This window comes from Paenibacillus sp. TAB_01 (assembly GCF_043945595.1).
Lineage (GTDB): Bacteria > Bacillota > Bacilli > Paenibacillales > NBRC-103111 > Paenibacillus_S.
Genome location: NZ_JBIFNP010000002.1, coordinates 615,596 through 628,632 on the forward strand (window position 1 = coordinate 615,596; position 13,037 = coordinate 628,632).

Genomic DNA, 13,037 nt, shown 5'->3' on the forward strand with positions numbered 1-13,037 from the left:
TGTTAGTCGAATCCTGAAATTATATGTACTTAAATAACCAAAAAATCCCAAACCTGAGGTTTGGGATTAAAAACTCGTCCTTATTACTTCATCATGCGTGAACGCGCACCGAACAGCACTTTAACCTTTTGCAAAAACCGAAGGACCGGCTTCTTGGTCTGGCTGATGATGCCAATAGCCTCCGCCCCCAAAACCAGCACGGCAATCAGAATAACAATGAGCAGCACCATACCCCAAATCGCTTCCTGTTCGGACATGTAGGAAAGCAGTACGGCAGATACGCCGAAGATAGAAGCTACTCCATAAATAATGAGTACGGTAAGACGATGACTAAAACCAAGCTGTAGTAAGCAATGATGCAAATGGCTTTTGTCAGGCTTGGAGATCGGGAGGTTGTTCACCCAACGTCTTAAAATTGCAAAGAATGTATCCGATAATGGGACCCCTAATATCATGATAGGAACCAATAAAGACAATACCGTAGCTTGTTTAAATCCAAGGATGGATAAGGTGGCTAAACTAAAGCCAAGAAACAGTGCACCGGAGTCTCCCATAAAGATCTTCGCAGGATGAAAGTTATAAAACAAAAATCCGGCGATGCTCCCTAAAAGAATAACACTTAACAGCACAACCGTAATGTTCCCCATCATAAGGGCAAGAATAAGAATTGTTGTCGTGGCAATACCGGAAACCCCAGCAGACAAACCATCCAGTCCGTCGATCAGGTTAATCGCATTCGTCACGCCGACAATCCAAAATATCGTTAGCGGAACAGCCAGCCAAGTCAATGAAATCGTCGTGTCGCCGAAAGGCACGTTAACCAAATCAATAACAACACCGGAATAAACGACAACACAGGCGGCAATAACTTGACCAAGCAGCTTCACTTTCGGAGATAAGTCAAACCGGTCGTCTAATGCACCTACCAAAACGATAATGGCTCCGCCCACCAATAAACCAAGAGCCACTTCCGAGTTAAGCGAATCAATAGCCGGCGCAATGATAAAGAACGCACCAACAAAAGCAATAAAAATGGCCAAACCGCCTAATCTCGGCATTATGCGGGTATGTACCTTCCGGTGATTGGGTGCATCCACCGCGCCTACCCAGAAAGCAAATTTTTTCACCAAAGGCGTCATTAGCAGGGCAATCAGGCACGCAGCAGCAAATCCAATTCCGTATAGAACATTCATCTTGTTTTCACAGCCCCTTTTATCTATAAAAAACCCCAAACACTACAGATTATACTCCGTTTATACCTGTAATACCACCACAATTTTCAGGAAAAATGCCGGGTTTTCGGGTGTTTTCATCTTGATTTTCAAGGTTTCTGTACGTTTTCTTTTTCACGGATTACTTTCACTGCGAATTTCGGCAAAACAAGCATCCGCTTGTACCGCCACGGTTCTTGCAGCAGCCGGTAAAACCATTCCAGCTTCAATTTTTGGAACAGCTTGGGCGCTCGCTTCAGCTTGCCGGAAATGACATCGAAGCTTCCGCCTACCCCCATAATAACCGGAACTTGAAGCTGCTCCTTATACTGCGCAATCCACGGCTCCTGCCCTGAGGCCGACCGTCCTACTAATAGAATGTCCGGTTCATGGGCACGAATATTCTCAATCACCGCATGATCTTCATCCGCTTTAAAGTATCCGTCCCGGTACCCGACAAGCTGGAGCTTGGGATACTTCTCCCTGATTTTCTGCACCGCCGCTTCCATTACTTCAGGTGACGCACCAACGAGGTATACCTTCCAGCCGTTGGACTCGCCCAGACGAAACAGCTGATTGATCAGATCAAATCCGGTAACCCGCTCCGCTACAGGATTACCCACATAATTCGCCGCCCAAACAACGCCAGCACCGTCCGGTACAATCAGATCGGCATGCTTCATCATTCGAAGATAGCCCGGGTCTTCAACAGCACTCATCACCATAATCGGGTTGGCGGTAATAATCTGATGCGGCTGTCGGGAATCGATCATTTGGGTAATAAGAGAAATCGTGTCCTTCATGCTCAGCTTTGAGAAGGGAACGCCGAATATAGATACTTTGGGTATGTTCATTGAGGATCCCTTCCTTTAGCAAAAAATAAAGCAATGGACTCCGCCGGCTTCTGCGCTTCGCTCTTCAGCTTCTTGATGATCGAAGCTTTCTCTGCCAGCCACGCTTCACGACCGTGCAGCAAACGGATTGCTTCCGATGCTACCGTTGCCGCCTGGATGGACTGTGTGCTGGCCGCGGCAGCCATCTGCAGCCGGTTCAAAAATTGATCGATCTTCGGATCATACGAAATCCCGAGCATCGGAACCTCCTGCGAAGCCGCATAGATTAAGGAATGGAGCCGCATACCGATCAACAGATCGCAGCGGCCGACTTCGCCCAGCATATGCTGAGGATGGGCAACGTTATCGGCAATAGTTATCCGATCGCGATAAGCCGCTCCCATCATCGAACGAACTTCCTCCGACGCTTGATGATCGGAAGGCAGATGAAAGGGAAGAAAACGCACTACGGCTTCCGTCTGATTCAATACCAACGTCAATGCCTCAGCTATTGCTTGCAGCTCGGAATGATCTGGGTTCCAATAGCGGACCGAGACGCCGATCACCGGCTTGTCATTCAGCTTAGCGCTTGCTTGCTGTTCTAAACTGCTTCCCAGAGGCAGCCCCATGACAGGATCGGGAACCACCGTAACCTCCTTGGAAACGTTCATCCGCTGCAGCAGCTGTTTGGATTCCTGATCGCGAACCGATATAAACCGGCTGCGATTGAACACGGATCGAATCCAACCGAAAAACAATCGTCTCTGCACGGGGCCGATCCCTTGAGAGTAAATAAAGGTCGGCTTGCCGAACCACTGTGCAATCTTCAAAATGGCTAAATAATAAGGAATCGTCTTTGCGCTTGTCGCATCCTGAAGCAGACTGCCCCCTCCGCTAATCAAGCCGTCGGCTCCTCGAATCGCAGAGATAACCCGCCCCAGCTTCATACGGTGCACGGCTTCCACGCCATAGGTCCGCTTCGTCTTATCGGGATCTACGGAGAGAACGACCGGCTCCAGCCGAACACCGTTCATCCTCCCCTGCTCCTCCAGCGCCAGCAAAATGGATAGCAGCACGGCTTCATCACCGCTGTTATCAAAGCCGTAGTATCCGGATATAACTATTCTTTTACCAGCAGCGGGGGTACCCAACGCTTCCAACTCCTTACAACAATCTCCCAAACGATAATTAACGCAATGCCGATTAATAGACCGAACGAAAGGCCATACACAATTCGCGTTAACGAAATTTGCAGCGGTGTATGTAAATGGGCAAACGTATCAACAATAGAAGCTTGTCCAATTACACCGATTAATAACAGAATGAGCGCGCTGCGGTATTTCACACAGAGATAGCCGCCCAATAAGAAAAGCGGATGCGCAATTAAAAACTCCTTCGTTCTCGGTCTGACGCCCAGCGTATTTTCCAAGAAGGAACGGAAATACCTTTCAAACGCCGACGCCTGTCCCTCGTTGCCCGTTCTAGACAAGTAGTATAAGCCTGCGCCTACAATGGCCGCAGCAGCAATAACCCACAGCACGCTAATATAGGAAGACAAGAGAGCTTTCCCTCTGCCCATAATTTCGCGATAGCTTAAGTTTTCACTGAATAGAAGCCAATACAGCGCCGCAAGCACGATTGGAAGCAAGTGTAGGATACTCACGCCCCGGAACTGATCGATAACGATCGAGAAAATAATCGAATTCAGCAGCCCAACAATGAAAAAGACGCCAATTACCGAAATCATCGAGGTGCGGATAAGCAGCCATACGGCAAAACCAATCCGAGAACCAACGGCAGTCGAACCCGTACCCAGCTTCTGTCTGCCCGTTCGAACGGCCTGGCAAATCGCCACGGTCGGCGCACTCGTCCCTGCCCCCAAGGCTAGCGCCTGGGCAAACAGGTTCGGCGACAACACGGACAGCCCTGCAGAACCGATCAAGCCAAGTACAAAAACAAGCAGTGTAAGCTCCGGAACGAAATACGAAATCATCAAGGAAATGAGCGCTACTGCACCGATCCAAACAAGGATCTTAGCGGCTTTCTGCCAGCCGGAATACATCGGCTGGAACCGTTCCGCGATACCGATGCTGTAGCCCGCCTTTTGAATACGCGGAACCGCGCCGTCTTCTCCCTTGAGACTTGCATAAATGGAATCCAGCGGATTCAAAATTTTGCCCTTGTCGATATTTTTAACGGCATGCGCATTGAGAAAGACCATACGGATATTGCGGTCACTTCACTGCCAGGACGAATCGGTCCGCTACGCCTTGAATCCGTTCCTTCAGCTCGGCATCCGTCAAGTTCTCGGTCAGCTTCTCGCCGTCCTTCTCGGTGAAGGAGTGCAAGCGCACTACGTTGTAATCCAATTTTTTGGCCAAATAATTAAAACCGCGCTGCTGAGCCTTTTGCAGCTCAATGTTGGCGAGTCCCATATGATGCTTGTTCATCAGTTCGGCCATCTGATCGAGATTCTCAAGGTTCGTCTCACTGACGAAGCCAGGTACCGTCTCTCCATCGACAATAAACCGTTTGATTCCATACTGCTGCAGCTGGCCGAGCAGGGTATCCATCTGCGCAGCGTCAAACGGCCTACGGTTGGACATCCGAACTACGATCTGGAACTTCTGATCCTTCAGCATTTGCAGCGTAATCGGATCGGGATCCATCGTTTTCAAGCCCGCTTCATCCATGCCCATTTCGATAATCATGCCGGGCTGATTTTTGAAGCTCCAAGGCCGCGTTTTTACATTCAAGCTGTTAAACGTATTCGTTATTAACGACTGCAGCTTCTCTTGCGACTCTTTCTCCGTAAACAAAACATAAGTGAAATTTTCGTTCGGAGAAATCGGGCTTTGCGTCAGCGCCGTCGCTTCGTGAGAAGAAAACACCTCGATGCGCCGGCTCAGCTTCAGCTCGTTAAGCGTCGACTCATACACCGCTACAGAATTGATACCGGCGCTTTTTAAATTTCTAAGCTGATCGGTAACAAATTTCCTCGGGTCGGTTTGCAAATCCGATATTTCCAGCAAATCGCGGTAATCGAATACAAACTCAACCTTGCGGCCGGTGTTATGCTCCATTTCATGTCTTTGATACGCGATGGGAAGGGAGGCCAGCATCCCAAGGATGACCAGCCCCCACAACCACTTGCTGAATTGCCTGTTCCATTGCAAGTAACGCCCGCTCAACACGTCCACTCCTACCGTTATTTATGATCTACCCGGCTCATGACGGCAGTAACCAATCCATGAATCGCGTCAGTGGCTGCCTGCGCGGAAACGCCGCATACAGCAAAATATACTTTGATTTTCGGCTCCGTACCGGAAGGACGCAAGCAGAACCAAGAATTGTCCGCCAGCGTGTACTTCAGCACATTTTCAACCGGCAAGCCATACAGGCCCTGCGAAAAATCTTCTACGCGGACAACCTGCTGTCCGTTAATAGCTGTCGGCGGATTCGTCCGCCAGTCCTGCATAATGCTCTGAATCTGCTTCACGCCGTCTTTGCCCTTCATGGTACGGGACTCAAGCTTCTCCAGGAAATAGCCATGGCGCTCGTACAGCTCCTGTAGCACTTCGTACAACGTCTTGCCTTGATTTTTATAGTAAGCCGCCGCTTCGCAAATAAGCATGGAAGCAATGACAGCGTCTTTATCCCGCGCGTAGTCTCCGGCAAGGTAGCCGTAGCTTTCCTCGTAACCGAACAAAAATTTCGATTCGCCGGTAGATTCAAACTGGGTCATTTTCTCGCCGATATATTTAAAGCCGGTCAGCGTATTGAGCGTAGCTACACCGTAATGAGCCGCAACGGCTGCTCCCATTTCACTGGTTACAATCGTTTTGATGACAACCCCGTTCGACGGCAGCGTCCCCCGCTCCTTCAGACTGCTCAATAGGTAATCTACCATAATGGCGCCGGATTGATTGCCTGTCAGCACAAAGTATTCGCCGGAAGCATCCTTGACCACCGCTCCCATCCGGTCGCAGTCCGGATCCGTTCCGATAATAATATCGGCGTTAAGCTCTTTGGCTTGGCGAATAGCGAGCGTGAATGCTTCTTTCTCCTCCGGATTCGGCGACTTCACGGTCGAGAACTGCGCATCCGGCTGCTCCTGCTCTGCGACAACATGCACGTTATCAAAACCAACCGACTTAAGGACGGCGCGAACCGACAAATTACCTGCACCGTGCAGCGGCGTAAACACAATACGGAAATCGTCATTAATTTGCTTAACGATATCTCCATTCAAGCTGACAGCTGTGACAGCCTTCACATAAACCTTATCCAACTCTTCGCCGATCCATTCAAGCAAACCGGCTTCCTCGGCTTGTGCACGCGTCTCACGCTTCACATCGGCAAAAGATTGCACCTGTTGAATCTCGGCAATAACCTGCTCGGCCTGATCGGGAACAAGCTGACCGCCGTCCGACCCGTAGACCTTGTATCCGTTGTATTCCGGCGGATTATGGCTAGCCGTCACCACGATCCCAGCCGTCGCCTTCAGCTCGCGAACCGCAAAAGACAGCTCTGGCGTCGGACGCAGCGACTCGAACACATAAGCTTTAATTCCGTTCCCTGCCAAAACCTTGGCAGCTTCCAATGCGAATTCCGGCGATTGATTCCGAGAATCATAAGCAATGACAACCGATGGGCTGGCAGCCCCAGTCTTAAGAATAAATTGCGCCAAGCCTTGCGTAGCCCGGCCAACGGTGTATAAGTTCATCCGGTTCGTTCCCGCGCCGATGACGCCGCGCAAGCCTCCGGTTCCAAACTCCAGATCGCGATAAAAACGATCCTCGATCTCCTTCGGCTGGTCGCCGATGGCTTTGAGCTCGTTTTTGGTATCCATATCAATAGCGGGATCCTGCAACCATAGATCATATTGTTCCTGAACGCGAACTTGTGTACTCATACTCCATCTCCTTTTGCTGGGCAACTATTTTTTATCGGACAGAGCGAACATTAATTCGCCCTCTGCCACCACTTTATCGCCGACCTTGGCTACGGCCTGGCCTTTGCCAATACTTCCTTTCAGCCGGGTAATCGTGACCTCGAGGATCAAAGTATCCCCTGGTACCACTTGTCCGCGGAAGCGGAAATCGTTAATGCCGGCGAAGAAACCGAGCTTGCCGCGGTTTTCCTCAACCTGCAGCATGGCAACGGTACCGACCTGCGCCAAGGCCTCAACTATTAATACCCCCGGCATGACCGGATAAGACGGGAAATGGCCCGCAAAAAAAGATTCGTTGGCGGATACATTTTTGAGGCCCACCGCTCTCACGCCGGCCTCTACCTCGAGAATGCGATCCACCAGCAAAAATGGATAGCGATGAGGGATAATCTCTTGAATTTGCATAATATCTAACACGTATAAGACTCCTTCCGCATTTTAGTATAAAAACAATCCATTCAACTTACACTATAATTATCCTTCATGATCTGCAGTAATGAAGGTTGATATAAGGGAGCTTGCGTGCAGAGGGTCATCAGAAGACCTGCTGTGCGCCGGCTCTTTTTCCTTTTATAAAGGCATATTCGATTTCGGCTGCCGCTTGTTCAGCAGATTAAACTGAACAATGTAAATAATCAAAGTCAGGAAGGACAATAGAATCACGAGCCACAATATCACGTGCGCATAGGGCAGCTGAAATATGACAAGAAGGATCGCTATGTAAAATAACACCGTCGTCAGCTTCCCCATCCCATTGGCCGGTACGGTCCGCTTGCCGCGAAAATGAAACACCGCCGATCCTACAATCATCCCCGCATCCCGTAAAAACATCGCTAACGCCGCATTCCAGTTCAGGATACCGGCGAAAACCAGCGAAAGAATGACGGCTATCATCATCAGTTTGTCCGCCAGAGGGTCAAGCATACTTCCGAGCTGGGTGACCTGTTTCCGCTTGCGCGCAATATAGCCGTCCAACACATCGGTACATCCCGCCACTAGAAAGACGAGAAACGCCGTTTTCGTGTACCCGGCTTCGAACACAAGCAAGTATACGGGAATTAACAAAAACCGGCCCAATGTCAGCAGGTTCGGCACATTCCACACGCAAAAGACGCCCCCTCCACGTGATTTGGGCACTCGTCCCATCCATACATTATACCGTTCTTATGGCAAAAATAAAACTCCCTGCATCAGGGAGCCCTTTGTCCAAATCAATTATCAGGTTTGGGAAAATACAAGATCGTAAATATGCCGCCAAGTATCGAACTCATACACCTCGTCCATCGGCCGCTTGCCTAAATAAACATAGCCGATGACCATACCGGCGCCAAGACCGACAACACATAAAAAAGGGATGCCCAGCCACTTGCAGGCCAGAAACAAGGAGCGTTTCCACCTTTTGGGCCGAACCTCGGCTTTCTTCGTCTTCTTTTCTTCCTCGTTCTCTGCCATGCGTATATCTACCTCACTTCAAGGAAACGTTAGCTGCGCAGGCTGTTAGCCATACCCATCATCGTATCCGACGAGCTGACCGCACGAGAATTCAATTGAAATGCCTTTTGAATTTGCAGCAGCTCCGTCATTTCATCGGCCAACGTTACATTTGATTGCTCAAGAAAGCCCTGCCGAACCGAAATCGGATCGGTCATATTATTCGTCGCAGCTTCAGGCGCGGTTATGTTTTGCAAAATATCTTGAGGATTGTTCGTTCCTGCAGCCAGTGCATACAGATTATCGCCTACTTGCTGCAGTAACTGGGGCCGCAGTACACGAAGCACTTTAATTTGGCCAATCTGCTCAGGTATCGCTCCCTTGACCCCGTCATCGGTAGCCCATACCGTACCGTCCGCTTCAATCTTCACATGATGATTGGCCGGAACGCGTACCGGCAGATCGTCCGTTCCCATCACGTAGCGCCCGTCTTTCGCGGTAAGAAACCAATCTGGATCGGCCGGGTCCGTCGAAGGACTCAGCTGAAACGATCCGTTGCGCGTATATTCCGTAAGCGTCGTCGGGTTGTTGTTGCCGTCCCGCGTTACGCTGTTCACTTCAAAAAGGCCGTTGCCCTCAATCGCCAGATCGAGCGGACTCTCCGACGCTTTGAGCGTCCCCTGTGCCAGATCGAGTTGGGCTTGCACCAGCTTCGCTCCCCATCCCTGGCTGTAGCCGAGGGGAGACAGCCGGCCTTCCTTCTGAAAGCCTGCAGGCTGCTGCTTCAAGCTGGTAAGCACGTCCTGAAAAGAAGCGTCCTTCCGCTTATATCCCACCGTGTTGCTGTTCGCCATATTGTTGGCGACCATGTCCAGCTTTTGCTGCAGCGCATGCATGGAGACGGAGGAGTTAATCATGGAGTTATTCATACTCGGCCCACCTCGTTAACGGCTTTGTCCATACTTTTATCATAGAACTGAACGACCTTCTGATTCGCCTCATAGGCTCGCACCGCTGTCATCATGTCTACCATCGACTGGGCGGGATCAACATTCGAACGTTCAATAAAGCCCTGCCGTACCTCTACCTGATCCTGAGGATTGACCGGTCGCGCCAGCCCTTCTTGTCCTTCGTTCAAACGGTATAAGCCGTTGCCTTCGCGGACGAGCTGATTCGGATCCTCGATCCGGCTGAGCAGCAGCTGAACCGGCTGGTTGTTCGCATTTTGTATGGCATTGCCGTCCGCATCGGTGAATTGTCCGTAATTGGTTATACGGAAATTCGTAATCGGCTCCTGGGTCGCAGGATCGCGCAGCACGATCGGTTGATTATCCGCCCCCAATACCTGATAACCGTCCGTAGTAATCAAGGTCCCGGCATCGTCGACCGAAAATTTCCCGTTGAGCGAGTAGCGCTGCTCACCGTTCGGATTCTGAACTGTAAATAAAGCCTGCGGCTGGTTGATCCGCTGTCCGTTCGCATCAACATATTTGCCGGATTCGTCAAATTGAGCGCCTGGCACCTGAATGTTCGAGATCAGGGCAAAATCAAACGGGTTGTGCGTCTCTTGAATATCGCCCTGCGTATGAACCGATACGTTCTCCTCCGCCATTACACCTGTATTCAAGCGGCCAACCGAATCAACTTGTCCGTCACGGATACGGGAAATCAGCATCTCCGGAAAAGAGCGGTTAATGGCATCTCCCTGTTTAAAGCCCGGCGTATTGATGTTGGCTATATTATTCGTTACAATGTCATGCTTGCGCTGCTGCGAAATCATGCCTGACGCCGCCGTATATAGACCTCTTAGCATTGTACTGAACCCTCCCGTGCTAGCTTGCTTGGATGTTGAAAAAAGACCCACCCGCTTCTATATTAAGTATATCGGCAGCATGGAGTCTTTTTTCAACATGACGTATGGATCATTTCGGCCGGGTCTAACGAATGAGGCTGGACCGGACGGAATGAACGGTTTAAAACTTTCGCTTCGAAACCTTGTCAAGGTTGTCCAGCATAATACCCGTCCCTTTAACGACGCAATGCATCGGATCTTCCGCAATCAGCACAGGCACCTTAAGCTCGTCCGCAAGCAATTGATCGATACCATGAAGCATGGCTCCGCCGCCTGTCAAAATGACGCCGCGGTCGATAATATCCGCCGAAAGCTCAGGCGGGGTGCGCTCAAGCACCGATTTGGCCGCTGCGACGATGGAAGAAACGGGGTCCCAGAGCGCTTCTTGAATTTCCTGCGAGTCGATCGAGATGGTCAACGGCAATCCGCTCACCATGTCCCTGCCGCGAATATCCATCGTATCCCTGCGGCCGTCCGGAGACACCGTTCCGATCTTTAGCTTAATGTCCTCGGAGGTCCGCTCGCCGATCAGCAGTTTGTACTTGCTCTTAATGTACTTCATGATGGAGGAATCGAACTTGTCCCCCGCGATTTTAATAGAAGAGGAGGTGACGATATCGCCCATGGAAAGCACAGCTACATCCGTCGTCCCTCCGCCAATATCTACAACCATGTTACCGCTAGGCTGATAAATATCCATGCCTGCGCCGATAGCAGCCGCCTTTGGCTCCTCTTCCAAAAAAACCTCGCGCGCCCCGCTTCGCTCCGCCGCCTCACGAATCGCCTTCTGCTCGACAGACGTAATATTAGTCGGAGCGCAAATCAGGATGCGGGGATGGCTGTACCACTGCTTCCCTCCAACTTTATTGATGAAATACTTGAGCATGATTTCCGTAATTTCGAAGTCGGCAATGACGCCGTCCTTCAGCGGGCGAATGGCCACGATATTTCCAGGTGTACGCCCCACCATACGGAACGCTTCCTCGCCGACAGCCAGCACCCGCTTCGTATCGCTTTCAATTGCGACGACAGACGGCTCATCCAGAACAACACCGCGTCCTTTCACATGAATCAGGACGTTCGCTGTCCCCAGATCTATGCCAATATCCTTGCTTAACATTGAAAATTTCCTCCCTAACCCAAACCGTCCATTCCTTCAACAGAAGCGGCACCTCTATGATAATTATTAAATTAAATAGTTCGATATAAAAATGAAAATTCCTCTTTTTCAGATGAATTTTTTCGACATAAATCGCTTCTTCGTGTCGGTTCGGATCGGTTTGTAGGAGCCTAACTCGATAACCGTACGCACTTACTTGGCCGTCACAAGCTTATCCTGGGATTTTGGGCTGCGAGTCTTGCGATACTTAATCTTGGTCGCTTCCCCTCCGCGCAGGTGACGAATCGATTTGTGGTATTCCAGGATATGCTTCACTTGGTTCGCCAGATCCGGATTAATCTCGGGCAACCGCTCCGTTAAATCCTTGTGCACTGTACTTTTCGAAACGCCAAATTCCTTCGCAATAGTGCGAACCGTGTGCTTCGTTTCAACAAGGCAACGTCCGATTTTAATGGTTCGCTCTTTGATGTAATCGTGCACTCCCCTCGCCTCCCTACTCGAGTTAGTTTGGTACATTATATGAGGGGCCTTAACTTATATTCTTTGTTTCCAAGCGTGACAAGCCTATTCCGGTCAATTATTTTCAAGGACAAGCGCTCCAAGGAGGCGAAAGCGCAAGAAAAGCACCCTTGCAGATACAATTCACTCGTGAGAACCGGATGGCATGCTCAGATGAGTTAGAGTCCTGGGATAGCCCGTTTCTGTTCTTAATATAAAAAAAGGGGGCGTCTCAAACGCCCGCCCCCTGCTCCATGTCTATCGGTTGATTAGTGACCGGAGATAAACGTCTCAGGATTCAATGCTGCGCCGCCTTGGCCTTGACGAACCTCGAAGTGCAGGTGATTCCCCTGATCCTTCTCCAGCTCGTTGCGGCCGGCTTTGGCGATGACATCGCCTTTTTTCACTTCCGCATCTTTAGCCACTTTGACATCGGCCAAGCTTTGGTACACGGTAACCAGCCCATTCGGATGCGTGATTTCCACCAGGTTGCCGACGACCGGATTTTTCTCGACAGCCGTCACTTTACCGCTCATTGCAGCCATAACATCAAACGCTTGGGCATCCGGTCTTGCAAAGTCGATCCCCATATGAGGCGTGAACTCTTGACCGTACTCCACCATAGCGGCTTGACGCACTTCATTCGAAGCCTTGCTGTCGAAGTACTGCATTACAACCTCAAGCTCATTGCGGTCTTTGAACGGCCATTGCATCGTCTCAGTGTTGGCATTGACACTCACAGCAGCATCGGGGCCCATCACGTTGTCGGTTACCGTAGGGGTGCTGTCCATTCCCACATCTTTCAGGGAGGACTTGCCAGCATCCTGGTAGACCCACATTAACGTTAAGATAATTGCCGCAGCTGCCATGTACGTCGCAGGAAACACCCATTTCTTAGCCAGTAGTTTTTTCCATGCGGACGTCGAACTGCTTTGCGCTCCATCCATTGGTTTTGGAGCTTCTTCTTTGGTCTGTAAATCTCTCTTTTGATCATTCATAGATTTATCACCTCGCTAATCATTGTTGCCACGGATACGAGTTTTATACGCGAGGTGATCTATTTTTTTAGCTGTATTTGAAAAAAATAATAGTTTTCATTTCAACGCATAATCCAGATGGATCAACGCCTCCGGCGGGC

Annotated in this window: 14 protein-coding genes; all 14 read right to left on the reverse strand. The window is 50.2% G+C overall.

Features of this window, described 5'->3' with window-relative positions:
• Window positions 1-83: 83 nt before the first annotated feature.
• Window positions 84-1,193, reverse strand: coding sequence for an MraY family glycosyltransferase (locus tag ACHHV8_RS36190; RefSeq protein WP_395164253.1), 1,110 nt, complete (start codon window positions 1,191-1,193; stop codon window positions 84-86).
• A gap of 128 nt (window positions 1,194-1,321) precedes the next feature.
• Window positions 1,322-2,065, reverse strand: a complete 744-nt coding sequence (locus ACHHV8_RS36195) for a WecB/TagA/CpsF family glycosyltransferase (protein WP_395164254.1) — start codon at window positions 2,063-2,065, stop codon at window positions 1,322-1,324.
• Window positions 2,062-3,195, reverse strand: coding sequence for a polysaccharide pyruvyl transferase CsaB (csaB, locus tag ACHHV8_RS36200; protein ID WP_395164255.1), 1,134 nt, complete (start codon window positions 3,193-3,195; stop codon window positions 2,062-2,064). The genes ACHHV8_RS36195 and csaB overlap by 4 nt, the downstream gene beginning before the upstream one ends.
• A complete protein-coding gene (locus tag ACHHV8_RS36205; protein WP_395164256.1) occupies window positions 3,165-4,265 on the reverse strand; it encodes a DUF5693 family protein in 1,101 nt (366 codons plus the stop codon). Before ACHHV8_RS36205 ends, csaB begins: the two co-directional genes overlap by 31 nt.
• Before the next feature lie 13 nt (window positions 4,266-4,278).
• Entirely contained in the window at window positions 4,279-5,235 is a 957-nt protein-coding gene (locus ACHHV8_RS36210; RefSeq protein WP_395164257.1) for a DUF5693 family protein, read from the reverse strand.
• 17 nt (window positions 5,236-5,252) lie between these two features.
• Window positions 5,253-6,959 carry a phospho-sugar mutase gene (locus ACHHV8_RS36215; RefSeq protein WP_395164258.1) on the reverse strand — a complete coding sequence of 569 codons (1,707 nt, stop codon included), beginning with the start codon at window positions 6,957-6,959 and terminating at the stop codon, window positions 5,253-5,255.
• 24 nt (window positions 6,960-6,983) lie between these two features.
• Complete coding sequence (gene fabZ, locus ACHHV8_RS36220) at window positions 6,984-7,415, reverse strand: 3-hydroxyacyl-ACP dehydratase FabZ (RefSeq protein ID WP_395164259.1); 432 nt, start codon at window positions 7,413-7,415, stop codon at window positions 6,984-6,986.
• A gap of 153 nt (window positions 7,416-7,568) precedes the next feature.
• The gene (locus ACHHV8_RS36225; protein ID WP_395164260.1) at window positions 7,569-8,102 is read right to left on the reverse strand and encodes a CDP-alcohol phosphatidyltransferase family protein; all 534 of its coding nucleotides are present in this window, start codon (window positions 8,100-8,102) and stop codon (window positions 7,569-7,571) included.
• Between the two features lie 114 nt (window positions 8,103-8,216).
• The gene (locus ACHHV8_RS36230) at window positions 8,217-8,450 is read right to left on the reverse strand and encodes a DNA-directed RNA polymerase subunit beta (RefSeq protein ID WP_395164261.1); all 234 of its coding nucleotides are present in this window, start codon (window positions 8,448-8,450) and stop codon (window positions 8,217-8,219) included.
• A gap of 29 nt (window positions 8,451-8,479) precedes the next feature.
• The gene (locus ACHHV8_RS36235) at window positions 8,480-9,358 is read right to left on the reverse strand and encodes a flagellar hook-basal body protein (protein WP_395164262.1); all 879 of its coding nucleotides are present in this window, start codon (window positions 9,356-9,358) and stop codon (window positions 8,480-8,482) included.
• Window positions 9,355-10,242 (reverse strand): flagellar hook-basal body protein, encoded by an 888-nt coding sequence (locus ACHHV8_RS36240; protein WP_395164263.1) that lies wholly within the window; start codon window positions 10,240-10,242, stop codon window positions 9,355-9,357. Before ACHHV8_RS36240 ends, ACHHV8_RS36235 begins: the two co-directional genes overlap by 4 nt.
• Window positions 10,243-10,402: 160 nt before the next feature.
• A complete protein-coding gene (gene mreB, locus ACHHV8_RS36245; protein WP_395164264.1) occupies window positions 10,403-11,401 on the reverse strand; it encodes a rod shape-determining protein in 999 nt (332 codons plus the stop codon).
• Window positions 11,402-11,593: 192 nt separating this feature from the next.
• Window positions 11,594-11,881 (reverse strand): sporulation transcriptional regulator SpoIIID, encoded by a 288-nt coding sequence (gene spoIIID / locus ACHHV8_RS36250; RefSeq protein ID WP_094014845.1) that lies wholly within the window; start codon window positions 11,879-11,881, stop codon window positions 11,594-11,596.
• Window positions 11,882-12,168: 287 nt separating this feature from the next.
• The gene (locus ACHHV8_RS36255; RefSeq protein WP_395164265.1) at window positions 12,169-12,897 is read right to left on the reverse strand and encodes a peptidoglycan DD-metalloendopeptidase family protein; all 729 of its coding nucleotides are present in this window, start codon (window positions 12,895-12,897) and stop codon (window positions 12,169-12,171) included.
• Window positions 12,898-13,037: the final 140 nt, after the last annotated feature.